General features: G+C 64.7%; 14 protein-coding genes and 1 tRNA gene. 9 read left to right on the top strand and 6 right to left on the bottom strand.

Annotation, left to right across the window (positions count from 1 at the left end; genetic code table 11):
- Positions 1-67 precede the first annotated feature (67 nt).
- The 3 genes from purM (at position 68) to rnd (ending at position 2,941) form a co-directional block, all read left to right on the top strand.
- Positions 68-1,111 (top strand): phosphoribosylformylglycinamidine cyclo-ligase, encoded by a 1,044-nt coding sequence (purM, locus tag ABFK29_RS12490; RefSeq protein ID WP_005860848.1) that lies wholly within the window; start codon positions 68-70, stop codon positions 1,109-1,111.
- Positions 1,108-1,698: a phosphoribosylglycinamide formyltransferase gene (gene purN / locus ABFK29_RS12485; RefSeq protein WP_005860846.1), complete on the top strand. Its 591-nt coding sequence runs from the start codon at positions 1,108-1,110 to the stop codon at positions 1,696-1,698. The genes purM and purN overlap by 4 nt, the downstream gene beginning before the upstream one ends.
- A gap of 85 nt (positions 1,699-1,783) precedes the next feature.
- Entirely contained in the window at positions 1,784-2,941 is a 1,158-nt protein-coding gene (gene rnd / locus ABFK29_RS12480; RefSeq protein ID WP_005860844.1) for a ribonuclease D, read from the top strand.
- Positions 2,942-3,024: 83 nt separating this feature from the next.
- Here rnd and ABFK29_RS12475 read toward each other — a convergent pair whose 3' ends face one another.
- Positions 3,025-3,537 carry a hypothetical protein gene (locus tag ABFK29_RS12475; protein ID WP_005860842.1) on the bottom strand — a complete coding sequence of 171 codons (513 nt, stop codon included), beginning with the start codon at positions 3,535-3,537 and terminating at the stop codon, positions 3,025-3,027.
- A gap of 118 nt (positions 3,538-3,655) precedes the next feature.
- On the opposite strand from ABFK29_RS12475, the gene ABFK29_RS12470 reads away from it, so the two are divergent.
- Positions 3,656-4,057 (top strand): SufE family protein, encoded by a 402-nt coding sequence (locus ABFK29_RS12470; protein ID WP_005860840.1) that lies wholly within the window; start codon positions 3,656-3,658, stop codon positions 4,055-4,057.
- Positions 4,058-4,135: 78 nt separating this feature from the next.
- On the opposite strand, the gene trpE is transcribed toward ABFK29_RS12470, so the two are convergent.
- The 5 genes from trpE to fabI all read right to left on the bottom strand — a co-directional run bounded on the left by trpE (position 4,136) and on the right by fabI (position 10,326).
- Positions 4,136-5,650, bottom strand: a complete 1,515-nt coding sequence (gene trpE / locus ABFK29_RS12465; protein ID WP_005860838.1) for an anthranilate synthase component I — start codon at positions 5,648-5,650, stop codon at positions 4,136-4,138.
- Positions 5,651-5,663: 13 nt separating this feature from the next.
- The gene (locus ABFK29_RS12460; RefSeq protein WP_005860836.1) at positions 5,664-7,511 is read right to left on the bottom strand and encodes a peptidyl-prolyl cis-trans isomerase; all 1,848 of its coding nucleotides are present in this window, start codon (positions 7,509-7,511) and stop codon (positions 5,664-5,666) included.
- 43 nt (positions 7,512-7,554) lie between these two features.
- Entirely contained in the window at positions 7,555-8,742 is a 1,188-nt protein-coding gene (locus ABFK29_RS12455) for an aminotransferase (RefSeq protein ID WP_005860834.1), read from the bottom strand.
- A 120-nt stretch (positions 8,743-8,862) separates the two neighbouring features.
- Positions 8,863-9,366, bottom strand: coding sequence for a xanthine phosphoribosyltransferase (gene gpt, locus ABFK29_RS12450; RefSeq protein ID WP_040604786.1), 504 nt, complete (start codon positions 9,364-9,366; stop codon positions 8,863-8,865).
- Positions 9,367-9,519: 153 nt separating this feature from the next.
- Positions 9,520-10,326 (bottom strand): enoyl-ACP reductase FabI, encoded by an 807-nt coding sequence (fabI, locus tag ABFK29_RS12445; RefSeq protein ID WP_005860831.1) that lies wholly within the window; start codon positions 10,324-10,326, stop codon positions 9,520-9,522.
- A 204-nt stretch (positions 10,327-10,530) separates the two neighbouring features.
- Between fabI and pdxH the strand changes: the two genes are divergently transcribed.
- From pdxH to ABFK29_RS12420, 5 genes are all read left to right on the top strand, one after another.
- Positions 10,531-11,136 carry a pyridoxamine 5'-phosphate oxidase gene (gene pdxH, locus ABFK29_RS12440; protein WP_005860829.1) on the top strand — a complete coding sequence of 202 codons (606 nt, stop codon included), beginning with the start codon at positions 10,531-10,533 and terminating at the stop codon, positions 11,134-11,136.
- A gap of 173 nt (positions 11,137-11,309) precedes the next feature.
- The gene (locus tag ABFK29_RS12435; protein WP_005860827.1) at positions 11,310-11,837 is read left to right on the top strand and encodes a cold-shock protein; all 528 of its coding nucleotides are present in this window, start codon (positions 11,310-11,312) and stop codon (positions 11,835-11,837) included.
- Positions 11,834-12,361, top strand: a complete 528-nt coding sequence (locus ABFK29_RS12430) for a DUF192 domain-containing protein (protein ID WP_005860825.1) — start codon at positions 11,834-11,836, stop codon at positions 12,359-12,361. The genes ABFK29_RS12435 and ABFK29_RS12430 overlap by 4 nt, the downstream gene beginning before the upstream one ends.
- Positions 12,362-12,428: 67 nt before the next feature.
- A tRNA-Pro gene (locus tag ABFK29_RS12425) sits at positions 12,429-12,505 on the top strand.
- 609 nt (positions 12,506-13,114) lie between these two features.
- Entirely contained in the window at positions 13,115-16,777 is a 3,663-nt protein-coding gene (locus ABFK29_RS12420; RefSeq protein WP_005860823.1) for a vitamin B12-dependent ribonucleotide reductase, read from the top strand.
- Positions 16,778-16,944 lie beyond the last annotated feature (167 nt).

Here is a 16,944-nt window from a genome sequence, read left to right as displayed (position 1 = left end):
GTTGCAGGCGCGAAGCCTTTGCGGTAAGCGCCTCTGCAATCAAGCGGCCAACCTCTCGGAGAGCGACATGAGCGACGGCAAGAACGGGCTGACCTACGCGGCGGCGGGCGTGGACATCGACGCGGGCAACGCGCTGGTCGAACGGATCAAGCCGGCGGCGAAACGCACCAGCCGCCCCGGCGTCATGTCCGGGCTGGGCGGTTTCGGCGCGCTGTTCGACCTGAAGGGCGCGGGCTACGAGGACCCGATTCTCGTCGGCGCGACGGACGGCGTGGGCACCAAGCTGCGCATCGCCATCGACACCGGGCTGGTGGACGGCGTGGGCATCGACCTTGTCGCCATGTGTGTGAACGATCTGGTGTGTCAGGGCGCGGAACCCTTGTTCTTCCTCGACTACTTTGCCACCGGCAAGCTGGACACCGACACCGCGGCCCGCGTGATCGAGGGCATCGCGGAGGGCTGCGTGCGCTCCGGCTGCGCGCTGATCGGTGGCGAGACGGCGGAAATGCCGGGCATGTACCCGGCGGGCGACTTCGACCTTGCGGGGTTCGCGGTGGGCGCGATGGAACGGGGCGGCGAGCTGCCCTCGGGCGTGGCCGAAGGCGACGTTCTGCTGGGTGTGGCGTCGAACGGCGTGCATTCCAACGGCTACAGCCTGGTGCGGAAACTGGTCGAGCTTTCGGGGCTGGACTGGGACGCGCCGTGTCCCTGGGGCGAAGGGACACTGGGCGAGGCGCTGCTGGCGCCGACCACGCTTTACGTCAAGGGCGCCATCGCGGCGGTCAAGGACGACTGCATCCACGCGCTGGCCCATATCACCGGCGGCGGCCTGACCGAGAACCTGCCGCGCGTCCTGCCGGACGGCCTCGGCGCCGAGATCGACCTTGGGGCCTGGGACCTGCCGGGCATCTTCAAGTGGCTGTCCGATCAGGGCAACATCGAAGAACGCGAGATGCTGAAGACCTTCAACTGCGGTATCGGCATGATCGCTGTCGTGGCGCCGGACAAGGCGCAGGCGGCGCGCGCGCATCTGACCGACGCCGGACACGAGGTGCATCAGATCGGCACGATCGTGGCGGGCGAGGGCGTCTCTTACCGGGGCACCCTGTGAAGCGCATTGCCATCCTCGTTTCGGGCGGCGGCTCCAACATGGTCAAGCTGGTCGACAGCATGACCGGCGACCATCCGGGCCGCCCGGTGCTGGTGGCGTCGAACGATCCACATGCCTCGGGCCTGACGCGCGCGGCAGAGCGGGGCGTGCCGGTCGCGGCGGTAGATCACAAACCGTTCCGCGGCGACCGCGCGGCCTTCGAATCCGAACTGCGCCGCCACATCGACGCGGCGGAGCCGGACGTGCTGTGTCTTGCGGGCTTCATGCGCATCCTGACGCCGTCCTTCATCGCGGCCTACGAGGGCCGGATGCTGAATATCCATCCCTCGCTTCTGCCGAAGTACCGTGGCCTGCACACCCACGCCCGCGCGCTGGAGGCCGGCGATACCGAAGCGGGCTGCACCGTCCACGAGGTCACGGCGGAACTGGACGAGGGGCCGATCCTCGGGCAGGCGCATGTTCCGGTCGAGCCCGGCGACACGCCCGACACGCTGGCGGCACGGGTTCTGGGCATGGAACACAAACTTTATCCGGCGGTGCTGCGCCGCTTTCTCGAAGGCCGCCGCACACCGCTGATCCTGACCTGATGCAGGCCGTTTCCCATTTGCGCAAAATGGGTTATGACGGGGAAACGCGCCGCAGGGTCAACACCAACAACAGAAAAGACTGCGCATGCAGACATTGACGACGACCGAAGAGCTTTCCGATTTCTGTGCCCGTGCAAAGGGCCAGCCATACATCACCGTCGACACGGAGTTTCTCCGCGAACGGACCTATTACTCCAAACTGTGTCTGATCCAGCTCGCGCTGCCCGGCAAGGGTGACGAAGACGCCGTGCTGGTCGATCCCATGGTCGACGGCCTGTCGCTGGACCCGCTGCTGGAGCTTTTCCGGGACGAGAGCATCGTGAAGGTGTTCCACGCCGCCCGGCAGGATCTGGAGATCTTCTTCATCGACCACGGGGTGATCCCGCAACCGCTGTTCGACACGCAGGTGGCGGCGATGGTTTGCGGCTTCGGCGAACAGGTCGGCTACGAGACGCTGGTCAAACGCATCGCCAAGCAGCAACTGGACAAGTCCTCGCGCTTTACCGACTGGTCGCGGCGCCCGCTGACCGATGCGCAGAAGTCCTACGCGCTGGCCGACGTGACGCATTTGCGGGAAATCTACGAATTCCTTGCCGCGAAGCTTGAGGAAAGCGGACGCTCGCGCTGGGTGGCGGAGGAACTGGGCGTCCTGACCGATCCCGAAACCTACATCACGCGCCCGCGCGAGGCCTGGAAGCGGGTGAAGACACGGTCGAACGCGCCGCGTTTTCTGGCCATCGTCCGCGAACTGGCCGCCTTCCGTGAGACCTACGCGCAGGAGCGCAACATCCCGCGCAACCGGGTGTTCAAGGACGACGCGCTGGTCGAGCTCGCCTCGACCAAGCCGGCCTCTCCGAACGACCTGTCCCGCTCGCGCCTGCTGCTGCGCGAGGCCCGCAAAGGGCCCATCGCGGACGGCATCCTGGAGGCGGTGAAAGCTGGCGTGGACTGCCCCAAGGGCGATCTGCCCGAATCGGACACGGTGCGCGACAAGCTGCAGGTGAACCCGGCGCTGGCCGATCTGCTGCGCGTGTTGCTGAAGGCCAAGACGGAGCGCTTCGGCGTGGCGTCGAAGCTGATCGCTCCGGCAACCGACCTCGATGCGATCGCGGCGGGAATGCGGGACGTGCCAGCATTGTCCGGCTGGCGGCGTGAGGTCTTCGGAGAGGATGCGCTGCGTCTGTGCTCTGGCAAGATCGCCCTGGCGGCGCGCGGCAAGAACGTCGACGTCATCGAACTCTGACGGGTTCACCGTCGGACGGGTCTATCCGACAAGCGGGTCGCGGGACAGGCCAATCGGCCCGTGCGACCTGTCGCTCAGGACCGTCAGCGGCCGGTTGTACGGGTGTTGTTGCGCGCCTTGACCACGATGCTGCGCACCTGAGCAAGTTCATTGTCGGTCAGCCACGTGGCAGCGGTCACCGTCCGGGCAGAGGCGGGGCCGGTCTGGCCGACGTACTGTTGCGCCCGCAGCGCGTAGACCAGAGTTTCGGCGGTCGTCTCGTTCTCTACCTCGACCAGCTTGACGTTGTAGGCGCCCTGGTAGCGGGTGACGCCGGTGGCGCGGACCAGTGCTCCGCCGGGGCGGCGTTCGACGTAAAGCCCCGTGACGTCGTCCACCGCGATGCCGCGGTAGCTCTCGTCCTTCTTACGGCGGAAGATCGACTCTTCGCGCACCGGGATCAGCGGATTGAAGGCCGGATCGTCGGCACGGACATCTGTGCGGACCGAGGTGCTGCCGCCGAACCAGTTGAACGGATTGAGGCGGGACTCCCGCACACCGCCGCAACCGGACAGAACGAGGCCTGCAAGGACCAGAACGGAGATCTGTTTGTGCATCTTGTGCCTCTTGCCTGAGTGTTCCCCGGTTAACCCATCCGGAGGCGCTTGAAAAGCCTGCGAGGCGCTGGACCTTTGCGGCGCGGGCGCTTACCTGCGGGGGAAAAGGAGTGGTGTCATGGCCCAGGAGGCATTCGAAGAGGTGGTTGAGGATTTCGAGTTCCTCGAGGATTGGGAAGATCGCTACCGCATGGTGATCGAGATGGGCAAGGCGATGGAGCCGATGTCCGACGCGCTGAAGGTGCCCGCGACGAAGGTGGACGGTTGCGCCAGTCAGGTCTGGCTGCATATCGCGCCGGAGGACGGTCGGTTCCGGTTCCAGGGCGACAGCGACGCCATGATCGTCAAGGGGCTGATCGCCCTGTTGCACAAGCTATACGATGGGCTGCCGGAGGGCGAGGTCGCGGGCGTCGATGCGCGGGCGGAACTCGGTCGCCTCGGCCTGCACGACCATCTGTCGGCGCAGCGGTCCAATGGCCTGCGGTCGATGATCGAACGTATCCGCGAGTCCGCGGCCTGACCGGGGAATGGACGTCGGGCTGAACCGGGACAGGAGGGCCGCACGGCACGCGCCGTAACGCCCCGACCGTCCTCGTGTTCAGCTGTTGCCGTTGCCGGTAAAGCGTGCCGCGTCCGCCGCCGCGCGCCGGATGGCGTTCGACTTGTGCACGGTCTCCATGTACTCGGCCTCTGGGTCGCTGTCGTAGACCACGCCGCCACCCGCCTGGATGTACAGTTTCTGGTCCTTCACAATGGCGGTCCGCAGGGCGATGCACATGTCCATGTCGCCACCGGCGCTGAAATACCCTACGCCGCCGCCATAGACACCGCGCTTTTCCGGCTCCAGTTCGTCGATGATCTCCATCGCGCGGACCTTCGGCGCGCCGCTGACCGTGCCCGCAGGCAGGCCCGCCAGAAGGGCGGAGAGGGCGTCGTGCTCCTCCGACAACTCGCCTACCACGTTCGAGACGATGTGCATCACGTGGCTGTAGCGTTCGATGATGAACTGTTCGGTCGGGCGGACGGTGCCGATCTTCGACACGCGGCCAGTGTCGTTGCGCCCGAGGTCGAGCAGCATGAGGTGTTCGGCCAGCTCCTTCTTGTCCGCCAGCAGGTCGGCCTCCAGCGCGTTGTCCTCTTCAGGCGTGGCGCCGCGTGGACGGGTGCCCGCGATGGGGCGGATCGTCACCTCGCTGCCAAACACACGGACGAGGATCTCGGGCGATGCGCCGATCACCTGGAAGCCACCGAAGTTGAAGTAGAACATGAAAGGCGACGGGTTGGTGCGCCGCAGCGAGCGATACAGGGTGAACGGCGGCAGTGGGAAGTCCTGTGTCCAGCGCTGGGACGGCACCACCTGGAAGATGTCGCCCGCCTTGATGTACTCCTTGGCCTTGTCGACTGCGCCCTTGTATTCCTCTCGCGTGAAGTTCGAGACAGGCTCACCCAGATCGGCGGCTTCGCCAAGGTCACGGCTGGCCTGCGGCATGGCGCGTTCGAGGTCGCGCACCGCATCCATCACACGTTCCGCCGCCTGCGCATAGGCGGCGCGGGCAGGGACACCGTCCTGCACCCATGCGGGCGAGACCACGGTGACTTCGCCCTTCACACCGTCCAGCACCGCCACGACGGAGGGGCGCATCAGAACCGCATCGGGCAGGCCCAGCGGGTCGGGGTTCACGTCCGGCAGACGCTCGACCAGTCGGATCATGTCATAGCCGAGATAGCCGAACAGACCGGCGGCGGCCTGCGGCAGGTCCTCCGGCAATTCGATCCTCGATTCCGCCAGCACGGCGCGCAGGGCGGTCAGAGGGTCGGCCTCCATCGGTTCGAACGCGTCGGGGTCGAACCGGGCATGACGGTTGATCCGCGCCTTGTCGCCATGACACTGCCAGACGAGATCCGGTTTCATGCCGATCATCGAGTAGCGCCCGCGCACCTCTCCGCCAGTGACGGATTCGAGGACGAAAGTGTCCTTGGCCGCGCCGGTCAGCTTCAGCATCAGCGACACGGGCGTGTCGAGGTCGGCGGCCAGCCGGGTGTAGACGATCTGGTTCTCCCCCGCCGCGTAACGGGTTGCGAAGTCGTCGAAGGCGGGGGTGAGCGTTGGCATGGGTTCGGGCGCCTTACTGGAAGTTGGCGAGGACGGCGTTGACCGCCGCCTGGTCGATCTCGACACCGGCGCGGGCCTGGATGTCCTGCGCAAGCGCCCGGAACAGGTCCTGGCTCACATCCTGATCGGCCTGTTGCGCGAAAAGCTGGCGGAACTGGCGGACGGTCTCGTCTTCGGGGTCGACCTCGATGATGTCGTCGAGGCGCACCACATAGGCCGTGCCCGCGCCCTTGACGGCGGCGGCATCGCCTTCGGACATGGTGAAGACCTGTGCCAGCACCGCTGGCGGCACGTTGTCGTCGTTTGCGTTGCGGGTCAGGCCTTCGGCAACGGTCCTCGAACGAAGGTTCAGATCGTCGAACCCGGTGTCGCCGGACAACTGGTTGGCCAGTGCCTCGGCCTGATCGGCCAGCGCGGTGGCGCGGGCGTCGGCCTCCCAATCCTGTTCGACACGGGCACGGACGTCGGCGAACGGGTAGGGGGCGGCCTCCTGTATCTCGTCCAGGCGCAGCGCAAACAGTCCGCCGTCGCCCAGTTCGGCGATGGCCGGGTAATCGCCGGTCTCCGCCTCCGCCGCAGCCGTATTGAAGGCTTCGTAGCCCGCGATGCCGTCGCTGCTGGCCGAGGTCCAGTCGATCTGCCCCAGCTCCATCTCGGTATCGCCGGCAAGGTCTTCGAGCGTCGCGCCCGCGGCCAGTTCGTCGTCGAGTTGGTTGGCAAGCCCCTCGATCACCCGGCGGGCCTGCGCCAGCGCCAGCGTGTCGCGCATCTGCGGAATGGCCTCTTCGAAACTGGTATCTTGCGCCGCCAGAACGGCGTTCACCCGGTACAGCGCCGGCCCGAGGTCGGACGGCGCCTGCACGACGTCCCCCACCTCGGCGGCAAAGACGGTTTCACCCGCCGCGCCCAGCGAGGCCTCGGTCACGTCGCCCATGTCGGTGTCGGCAATGTCCAGCCCGCGCTCCCTCACCAGCGTCTCGAACGGCACGTCGCCATTGGCGACGCGCGCGGCGGCGTCCTGCGCGGCCTCTTCGGACGAATAGACCAGCCGTTCCACGAGACGCCGCTCCGGCAGGTTGAACTCGGACGAGCGCTCGTCGTAGGTCGCGCGCAGCATGTCCTCGGGCACCTCGACGGTGTCCACGATCATCGCCGGCGTCAGCCACGCATAGGTGATCTTGCGCGTCGTCGGACGGGTGTAGCGGTCGATGTTCTCGTCGTAGAACGTCTGCAGTTCTTCGTCGGTCGGGATCGGAAGGCCGGTCGACAGCTGCTCGGACCCGAGCTCGGCCCAGGTGAAAGCGCGGCGCTCGCCCGTGTAGGACACCAGCGTCTGCGCATAGACCGGCGGCAGGGCAACCCCTGCCTGGATCGCGTTTTGCAGCAAGGTCGAGGCACTCTCGGCACGAAGCTGTTCCTCGAATTCGCGCTCCGAGAAGCCGGCACCCTGCAGGGCCAGCCGGTAGGACTCGCGGTCGAAGCTGCCGTCGATCCCCTGGAAGGCGGGGATTTCTCGCAGGTCCTGTGCCAACCGTTCGTCGCCGACCGAAATGCCAAGCTGCGCGGCTTCGTTCTCAAGCGCGGCCGTGGTGACCACGCGGCTCAGAACCATGTCGGGAATGCCCATGGCGCGCGCCTGCTGCATGCTCAGCGCCTGACCGGTCTGGGTCTGCACGGCGCGTATCTCCTGCTGCATGGCGCGGAAATAGTCGGAGGCCGGGATCTCCGCCTCGCCGACCTTGCCGATGCTGGACACGCTGCCGCCGAAATTGGTGGCCCCGAAACCGCCCAGACCGAGGAGCAGCAGACCCAGCAGGATGTACCCGCCTGTCCTGCCGACGCCGCCTTTTTTCTTGCTCATGGCCTAACCCCTCCGCGCTGGTTCGGGAGTGTCTAAACCGGGGTCACAGGGGCTGCAAGGGGGGCAGGTCCAGTGCGGCCAGCCGCGTGCAGAGGGCGCGCAGGCTGTCGGCTCCGGCATTGGCGAAAGCGATGCGGAAATGCCGGTCGCCAGAGGGGTCCTCCGGCGGCGTGAACATGGTCGCGGGCAGGATCAGCACACCCGCCTCTCGGACCAGAAGCGGCGCCAGTTCGGCGGCGCCCATGGCAAAGGGATGCTCGACATAGGCAAAGTACGCGCCCAAGCCCTTCAGCCGCCAGCCCTTCGCCTCCAGCGGGCCGAACGCCTCGGCCAGAGCGGCGCGGCGGGCGAGGATCTCGTCGCGCTGTTCGGCCTTCCATTGCGCCAGCGTCTGCAACCCGTGCAGCGCCGCCATCTGGCCCAGCGAAGGCGCGCAGATTGCCACGGTGTCCTGGAACTTCTCGATCTGGTGCAGCAGGTCCGCATCGCCGATCACCGCGCCGACGCGATGGCCGGTCAGCCGGTAGGCCTTTGAAAAACTGTAGAGCTGGATCAGCGTATCGGACCAGTCGGGGCGGGACAGCAGGTCGTGCGGCGCGCCGGTCCGTGTCGCGAAATCCCGGTAGGTCTCGTCCACGATCAGCCTAATCCCGGCCTCGCGGCACAGGTCGAACAGCGCCGAGAGCGTCTCCGCCGGATACTCAACCCCGGCCGGGTTGTTCGGCGTCACGATGGAAATGGCCCTCGTGCGTGGCGTGATAAGCGCGCGGGCGGCCTCCGGATCGGGAAGAAGCGTGTCGTCGGTGGGCAGCGGAACAGCCACCACGCCCGACATGTCCAGCCACATTTTATGATTGAAATACCAAGGGGTTGGGACGATGACTTCATCGCCTTCCGTGGTCAGTGCCGACAGGGTCGCGGCGAAGGCCTGGTTGCAGCCTGCGGTGATGCCCACCTGGGCTGCCTCGACCGTGCCGCCGTAATGGCGCGCCCAGTCCTCTGCCAGCGCGGCGCGCAGGTCCGGGTGTCCCAGAACTGGCCCGTAAAGATGGCTCGACGGCACTTCGATGAACTCCGCCATGGCGCGCCGCAACGCGGACGGCGGCGGATCGGCGGGCGCGGCCTGTGCGAGGTTCAGCAAGGGCCGGTCGGCGGGAAACTCCACGCCCCGCAGCCAGCGCTGCGCCTCCGGGATCGGCGGAAAGAATGTGGCTTCGGTACGGGTGGTCATGGTGCGCCTGCGATTGTTCGCGGCAAGGCTAACAGGCCGGACCGGAGGCGCAAGCGCGGCCGTGGCGCGGAACCCGACCGAGACCGTCACAGCCCGTTTCGACAGCGCCCGCCGCCCGTGTCAGTCGTCGCCGCGATAGGGTTTGACGTATTGCAGGGCCATGTCCCACGGGAAGAAGATCCAGGTGTCCTGGCTGACTTCGGTGATGAAGGTATCCACCTGCGGGCGGCCCTGCGGCTTGGCATAGACCGTGGCGACATGCGCCTTGGGCATATGGCTGCGCACCACTTCCAGCGTCCGGCCGGTGTCCACCAGATCGTCGACCACCAACACCCCGGTGCCGTCTCCGATCACGTCCATGTCGGGCGACTTGATGACGCGCGGCTCGGCCTGGGTCTGGTGGTTGTAGCTTTTCACGCTGATCGTATCGACCATGCGGATGTCGAGTTCGCGGGCCACGATCATCGCCGGGGCCATGCCGCCACGCGTGATCGCCACGACCGCGCGCCATGCGCCTTCGTCCGGGCCTTGCCCCTGCAGGCGCCATGCCAGTGCGCGCGCATCGCGGTGCAACTGGTCCCAGCTGACGTGAAAGCCTTTCTCATGGGGCAGACGGTCGTTCATGGCGGACTCCTCGGGATGCGGTCTGGGCCGCGTCATAGGGCAGGGCGGGGCCAAAGGGCAAGCCTGCTATCGCCTGTGACAGCGTGGCACGACCGCCAAACGCGAACGGGCGCCCTTGCGGACGCCCGGCCAACATCGGAAACCCTGCGGACCTCAGCCCTTCTGGATGTCGGGTGCGTCCACCGCCTTCATACCCACGACGTGGTAGCCGCTGTCCACATGGTGCGTCTCGCCGGTCACGCCGTTCGACAGGTCGGACAGCAGGTACAGCGCCGATCCGCCCACGTCGTCGATGCTGACATTGCGGCGCAGCGGCGAGTTGTACTCGTTCCACTTCATGATGTAGCGGAAGTCGCCGATGCCGGACGCGGCCAGCGTCTTGATCGGCCCGGCTGAAATCGCGTTGACCCGGATGCCGTCCTTGCCAAGGTCCTCGGCGAGATACCGCACGGACGCTTCCAGCGCCGCCTTCGCCACACCCATCACGTTATAGTGTGGCATGATCCGTTCGGCGCCGTAGTAGGTCAGCGTCACGGCAGCACCACCGTTTTTCATCAGCTTCTCGGCGCGCTGCATCACGGCGGTAAAGCTGTAGACGGAGATATCCATCGTCATGGTGAAGTTGCCGCGCGTGGTGTCCACATAGCGACCGCGCAATTCGTTCTTGTCCGAGAAACCGATGGCATGAACGACAAAGTCGAGCCCGCCCCATTCTTCTTCCAGGGCGTTGAACAGAAGGTCGATGGAGCCTTCGTCGCCCACGTCGCAGGGCAGGACGATCTGGCTGCCGAGTTGCGCGGCCAGCGGATCGACCCGCTTCTTCAGTGCTTCGCCCTGGTAGGAGAAAGCCAGCTCCGCACCGGCTTCGCTCAGCGCCTTGGCAATGCCCCAGGCAATAGACTTGTCGTTCGCCAGACCCATGATGAGACCGCGTTTCCCAGCCATCAACCCGTTTGACATGACAGTCCCTTCCACCAGATCGACAATGGATGGTCGTGTAGGCGATACAAATCGCGCCATCAAGGGCGCATGAACGGGAAATCCCGACTTGTGGCGACCTCCGGGCTGCGCCAGAGCGGATCGGATACGGTCCGGAGTGCGCCCTCACGGGCCTTTGGGCGTTGGCGCATCGAAAGACAACAGAAGTAAAAAGGGGAACTTCGGATGAGCGACAGAGACGGTATTTTCAAGGGCGACGATCCCTTCGAGCTGACGCGGCGCTGGCTGGCCGAAGCGGAGAAGACCGAGGTCAACGATCCAAACGCCATCGCCATGGCGACGGTCGATGCCGACGGTCTGCCCAACGTTCGGATGGTGCTGCTCAAGGAGATCGAGGACGACGCCTTCGTCTTCTATACGAACTATGAAAGCGTGAAGGCGTCCGAGATCGAAGGGGCGGGCAAGGCCGCCTTCGTGATGCACTGGAAATCGCTGCGTCGCCAGGTCCGCGTGCGCGGCACGGTCACCCGCGTAGAGGGGCCCCAGGCCGACGCCTATTACGCCTCACGCTCGCTAAAAAGTCGCCTCGGGGCGTGGGCCTCGCACCAGAGTCAGCCCCTGGCGAGTCGCGCCGCACTGGTCGCCGAAGTCGCCAAAGTCACCGCCCGGCACGGCACGGACCCCAAGAGACCACCCTTTTGGGGGGGATATCGTATACGTCCGAGCGAGATAGAATTCTGGGCAGATGGTGCATTTAGGCTGCATGATAGATTTCGCTGGATAAAGAAACCCGGGCAACGTGAATGGGAGACAACGCGGTTGAATCCATGACAAATGTCTGACAGTGAAGGGGCATTTCACGTGACGTCAAATGCTCTGACGGTCAACTTAACGTGGAAATCAGGGGGAACTGACACAAATCAGCCTTCTGCGTGCCTTGAATGTGACTCAGTGTTTGCTCCAAGAATCTGGCTGTTGCCGTGAGATGCGTTTGGGAAGAAGAGTTGGAAAACAAGCCAAGTGACGACGGGCATGTCGTCGGGAAAGTGAAGTGGTTCGACCCGGTGAAGGGGTTCGGTTTCGTCGTGTCGGACGCCGGCGGCCCCGACATACTGCTGCATGCCAACGTTCTGCGGAACTTCGGACAAAGCTCTGTCGCCGATGGCGCCCTGATCGAGATCTTCGTTCAGCGGACCGACCGCGGCGTTCAGGCCACTCAGGTACTGTCGATCGAACCTCCGGAAACGACCGAAGGTGCCCCGCTTGCCGATTTCGAACATCTCGATCCCGAGATGATGAAAGCCGCCGAACTCGAACCCGCGCGCGTGAAATGGTTCGACAAGGCCAAGGGATTTGGCTTTGCAAACGTGTTCGGAAAACCCGATGATGTGTTCATTCATATTGAAGTTCTCCGCCGTTCCGGTTTGTCGGATCTGCAACCGGGCGAAGCTCTTGCGATCCGGGTGATCGACGGACGGCGTGGACGCATGGCCATGGAAGTGAACGCATGGGAAGCTGCTCTGACCCAATGAACCGGGCGTCGTCGCCCCGATGCATCCTGCGCCGTGCCCGGTCCGTTCTGGCCGCCGTGTTTGTGGCGCTGGCCGCTCTGGTCGCCATCCTTCCGGGAAGTGTGCGCGCCGATGGCGCCCCCGCCTGCAGCGACGGGACGCTCTATCTCAGGGGCGACTTTGGACAGGCGCGCTTTTCAATCGATCTCGCCGCAACCCCGAAAGAGCGCAACCGGGGTCTGATGTTCGTCAAGAAGATGCCCGCCAGCTACGGCATGCTCTTCGTCTACGACCGCCCGCAGCGCGTGGCCTTCTGGATGAAGAACACGCTCATCCCTCTGGACATGATCTTTGCCGACGCGCGCGGTGTGGTGCAGAACGTGCACGCGAATGCCGTCCCGGGCGACCTGACTTCGATCCCGGGCAAGGGACAGATCCAGTACGTGCTGGAAATCAACGGCGGCATGGCCAGGATGCTGGGGATCGGTCCCGGTACCGAACTGCGTCATCCCGCCATCGCGGACGCCGCCTGGCCCTGTAACTGATACAATCTGCGAACGGTCCAGATAGGGGCTTTTCTTTGCTGCGGGGGATCGCTATTCCCCTCGCTGTCGGGGCGTGGCGCAGCCTGGTAGCGCGTCTGTTTTGGGTACAGAAGGTCGTGAGTTCGAATCTCGCCGCCCCGACCATTTCGCCCCGCTGCGTCGCTGCGCACAGGGCGCCAGCCCCCCTAGATATGCTTTACCACAAATCGCCGCGCGCCCGCGAATTGGCGGCGTACGCGGCCCTGTGCATGAGTCGCTGTCCATTCCCCCGCGTCACGCGCTTGCACGTCACATAGGTGCCACACCAAAACACGTTAACTTAGGTTAAAAGAGCGTAAACTTGGGATTCCAAGTATGTCGGCCGGGTTATCCCCCGCTCTGTGGATAACTTTGTGCAAACAAACACGGAATCGCTGATTTCGGAGTTAAGCCAAGATTAACGCGTTGTGAGTGAATCGGGGGATGCCCTTGTACAGATAACTGCCAGTAGTAGGTGCCCGCATCGTCAACACAAAATATATGACGCTTTGGCGAAAAATGGCGTTGACGACTCTGTCCAGTATTGGTCATTTTGTGCAGGCCGGACGGTAGCGCCACTACATGTAGTGGTCGGGGCGGCTCAGGGACAGAACAGCCATACAGCCTGATGGGGGGGACACCCCGGAACGTGCGATCTGCACGCGGCGGCTTTTTTTCCCTGATGCCCCGTCTTTCCGGCATGGGACCAAGAACTTTGCGACGGGGCAGAACGCGATGAAGATCGAAAGAAAATACACAAAGGCAGGACAAGACGCTTACGCCGAGGTGCCCTTCGTCACCACGAGCTCGGAAATCCGCAATCCGGACGGCACCATCGTGTTCCGGCACGACAGCCTCGAAGTTCCCGCCAAGTGGAGCCAGGTTGCGTCCGACGTCATCGCGCAGAAGTATTTCCGCAAGGCAGGCGTGCCCGTCGAACTGAAGAAGGTCGCCGAAGAGGGCGTGCCCGAGTTCCTGTGGCGCTCCGAACCGGCCGCAAAGGACACCAAGCGCACCGGCGAAACCTCGGCCCGTCAGGTCTTTGACCGCCTTGCAGGCGCGTGGGCCTACTGGGGCTGGAAGGGCGGCTACTTCACCACCGAAGAAGACGCGCGCGCCTATTACGACGAAATGCGCTACATGCTGGCGACTCAGGTCGCCGCGCCGAACAGCCCGCAGTGGTTCAACACCGGCTTGCATTGGGCCTATGGCATCGACGGTCCCGGCCAGGGCCATTACTACGTCGATTACAAAACCGGCAAACTCGTCAAATCGAAGTCGGCTTATGAGCATCCGCAGCCGCACGCCTGCTTCATCCAGTCGGTTTCCGATGACCTGGTGAGCGATGGCGGCATCATGGATCTGTGGGTCCGTGAGGCGCGGCTTTTCAAATACGGATCCGGTACAGGCACGAACTTCTCCTCCCTGCGTGCCCAAGGCGAGGCCCTGTCAGGCGGAGGCAAGTCCTCCGGCCTGATGGGGTTCCTCAAGATCGGGGATCGCGCAGCCGGTGCCATCAAATCCGGCGGCACCACGCGCCGCGCCGCCAAGATGGTGATCTGCGACGCCGACCACCCGGACATCGAGGAATTCATCAACTGGAAGGTCAAGGAAGAGCAGAAGGTCGCGTCCATCGTCGCCGGGTCCAAGATGCACGAGAAGATGCTCAACGGCATCTTCGACGCGATCCGCGCGTGGGACGGGACCGAGGCCGACGCTTATGAGCCCACCGCCAACACCGCGCTGAAGAAGGCCGTCCGCACCGCCAAGCAGGCGATGATCCCGGAGACCTACATCAAGCGCGTGCTGGACTACGCGCGTCAGGGCTATGCCTCCATCGAGTTTCCGACCTACGACACCGACTGGGACAGCGAAGCCTACGCCTCCGTTTCGGGTCAGAACTCCAACAACTCCATCCGCGTGACCGATGCCTTCCTGAAGGCCGTCCGCGAGGACAAGCCGTGGGAGCTGATCCGCCGCACCGACGGCTCGGTCGCGAAGACCATCGATGCCAAGGAACTGTGGGAACAGATCGGCCACGCCGCATGGGCCTGCGCCGACCCGGGCATCCAGTTCCACGACACCGTCAACGCCTGGCACACCTGCCCGGAAGACGGCGCGATCCGTGGTTCCAACCCGTGCTCCGAGTACATGTTCCTCGACGACACGGCCTGCAACCTCGCGTCGATGAACCTGCTGACCTTCCTCAAGGACGGCGTGTTCCAGTCCGACGACTACATGCACGCCACCCGTCTGTGGACGCTGACGCTGGAAATCTCCGTGACCATGGCGCAGTTCCCGTCGAAGGAAATCGCGCAGCTCTCGTACGACTTCCGGACGCTGGGCCTTGGCTATGCCAACATCGGCGGCCTGCTGATGAACATGGGCTACGGCTACGACTCCGAGGAAGGCCGCGCGCTGTGTGGTGCGCTGACCGCCATCATGACCGGTGTGTCCTACGCCACCTCCGCCGAAATGGCGGGCGAGCTGGGCGCGTTCTCGGGGTACGAGCGCAACGCCAAGCACATGCTGAAGGTCATCCGCAATCACCGCAACGCGGCATGGGGCAAGACCACCGGCTACGAAAAGCTGGAAGTGAAGCCGGTCGCGCTCGATCACAGGAACTGCCCGGACGCCACGCTGGTGGAGCTGGCCATGGCGTCCTGGGACGAGGCTCTGAAGCTGGGCGAGCGTCACGGCTACCGCAACGCGCAGGTCTCCGTGATCGCACCGACCGGCACCATCGGCCTGGTCATGGATTGCGACACCACCGGGATCGAGCCGGACTTCGCACTGGTGAAGTTCAAGAAGCTCGCGGGCGGCGGCTACTTCAAGATCATCAACCGCTCCGTTCCGGCGGCGCTGGCGAAGCTGGGCTACGGGTCCGCGGAGATCGAAGAGATCATCGGCTACGCCGTGGGCCATCAGACGCTGGGCAACGCTCCGGGCGTGAACCACACTGCACTGATCGGCCACGGCTTCGGCCCGGCACAGATCGAGAAGGTCGAGGCAGCGCTTGCCACCGCCTTCGACATCCGGTTCGTGTTCAACCAGTGGACGCTGGGCGAGGCCTTCTGCACCGACGTGCTGGGCATCCCGCAGGCCAAGCTGAACGACCCGACCTTCGACATGCTCCGTCACCTGGGCTTCAAGAAGGCCGAGATCGACGCGGCCAACGACCACGTCTGCGGGACGATGACGCTGGAAGGCGCACCGCACCTGAAGGAAGAGCACTACTCGGTCTTCGATTGCGCCAACGCCTGCGGCAAGAAGGGCAAGCGTTACCTGTCGGTCGAGGCGCACATCCGCATGATGGCGGCGGCGCAATCGTTCATCTCGGGCGCGATCTCCAAGACGATCAACATGCCGAACACGGCGACGATCGAGGACTGCCAGAAGGCCTACGAACTGTCGTGGTCGCTGGGCACGAAGGCCAACGCGCTTTACCGTGATGGCTCCAAACTCTCGCAACCTCTGGCCTCCGCTCTGGTGGAAGACGACGAGGACGCCGCCGAGATCCTGGAAACCGGCAACGCACAGGAAAAGGCGCAGGTGCTGGCCGAGAAGATCGTCGAGAAGATCGTGGTGAAGGAGATCATCAAGTCCGAACGGACCAAGATGCCCGAGCGCCGCAAGGGTTACACCCAGAAGGCCATCGTCGGCGGTCACAAGGTCTACCTGCGCACCGGCGAATATCAGGACGGTTCCCTGGGCGAGATCTTCATCGACATGCACAAGGAAGGCGCGGGCTTCCGTGCGATGATGAACAACTTTGCCATCGCCGTGTCCGTGGGTCTGCAGTACGGCGTGCCGCTGGAGGAATTCGTCGACGCCTTCACCTTCACCAAGTTCGAACCGGCGGGCATGGTGCAGGGCAACGACTCGATCAAGAACGCGACGTCGATCCTCGACTATATCTTCCGCGAACTGGCCGTGTCCTACCTCGACCGCACCGACCTTGCCCATGTGAAGCCCGAAGGCGCGGCCTTCGACGATCTGGGCCGGGGCGCCGAGGAAGGCGTGGCCAACGTCAAGGAACTGTCGGAAACCGCCGCGTCGCGCAGCCTAGAAGTGCTCAAGCAGATCAGCTCCACCGGCTACCTGCGCAAGCGTCTTCCGCAGGAACTCGTCGTGCTGCAGGGGGGCGTGACCCAGGCGACCGGCACCGATCCCGTGGCCACGCTCAGCACGATGGCGCCCGATGCGGGCAAGGCATCGGCGGCGGCAACGTCGACCATCGCGGTGGCTTCGGGCGCCATGTCGATGGATCAGCGTACGAAGGCCAAAATGCAGGGCTACGAAGGCGAAGCCTGCGGCGAATGCGGCAACTACACCCTTGTCCGCAACGGCACCTGCATGAAGTGCAACACCTGCGGCTCCACCAGCGGCTGCAGCTGATCGGACGGCCCGGGCGGCTCTGCCGCCGCCCGGGCCCGACGTTACCCCGGTGGGGGGTGGCGCGTCGCATGTCCCTGTGGCGCGCCGGTTGTGGATGGGACTGAAGCCATCCGTTTCTGGGGCCGGTGCGCTGGCCCTGAGCGTGAACAAGGACGCAGGCAGAAAAA

Origin of the sequence: Sagittula stellata E-37, from assembly GCF_039724765.1 — a bacterium.
Lineage (GTDB): Bacteria > Pseudomonadota > Alphaproteobacteria > Rhodobacterales > Rhodobacteraceae > Sagittula > Sagittula stellata.
Note: the sequence above shows the minus strand (reverse complement) of the source record. Positions and strands in the feature narration are given on the sequence as shown.

Coding starts and splice junctions, on each gene's coding strand:
- ABFK29_RS12470 (WP_005860840.1), top strand. CDS start 3,656: ATGGCCCAGGAGGCATTCGAAGAGGTGGTTGAGGATTTCGAGTTCCTC.
- rnd (WP_005860844.1), top strand. CDS start 1,784: ATGCAGACATTGACGACGACCGAAGAGCTTTCCGATTTCTGTGCCCGT.
- ABFK29_RS12475 (WP_005860842.1), bottom strand. CDS start 3,537: ATGCACAAACAGATCTCCGTTCTGGTCCTTGCAGGCCTCGTTCTGTCC.
- trpE (WP_005860838.1), bottom strand. CDS start 5,650: ATGCCAACGCTCACCCCCGCCTTCGACGACTTCGCAACCCGTTACGCG.
- purM (WP_005860848.1), top strand. CDS start 68: ATGAGCGACGGCAAGAACGGGCTGACCTACGCGGCGGCGGGCGTGGAC.
- gpt (WP_040604786.1), bottom strand. CDS start 9,366: ATGAACGACCGTCTGCCCCATGAGAAAGGCTTTCACGTCAGCTGGGAC.
- ABFK29_RS12420 (WP_005860823.1), top strand. CDS start 13,115: ATGAAGATCGAAAGAAAATACACAAAGGCAGGACAAGACGCTTACGCC.
- ABFK29_RS12455 (WP_005860834.1), bottom strand. CDS start 8,742: ATGACCACCCGTACCGAAGCCACATTCTTTCCGCCGATCCCGGAGGCG.
- ABFK29_RS12460 (WP_005860836.1), bottom strand. CDS start 7,511: ATGAGCAAGAAAAAAGGCGGCGTCGGCAGGACAGGCGGGTACATCCTG.
- pdxH (WP_005860829.1), top strand. CDS start 10,531: ATGAGCGACAGAGACGGTATTTTCAAGGGCGACGATCCCTTCGAGCTG.
- ABFK29_RS12430 (WP_005860825.1), top strand. CDS start 11,834: ATGAACCGGGCGTCGTCGCCCCGATGCATCCTGCGCCGTGCCCGGTCC.
- fabI (WP_005860831.1), bottom strand. CDS start 10,326: ATGTCAAACGGGTTGATGGCTGGGAAACGCGGTCTCATCATGGGTCTG.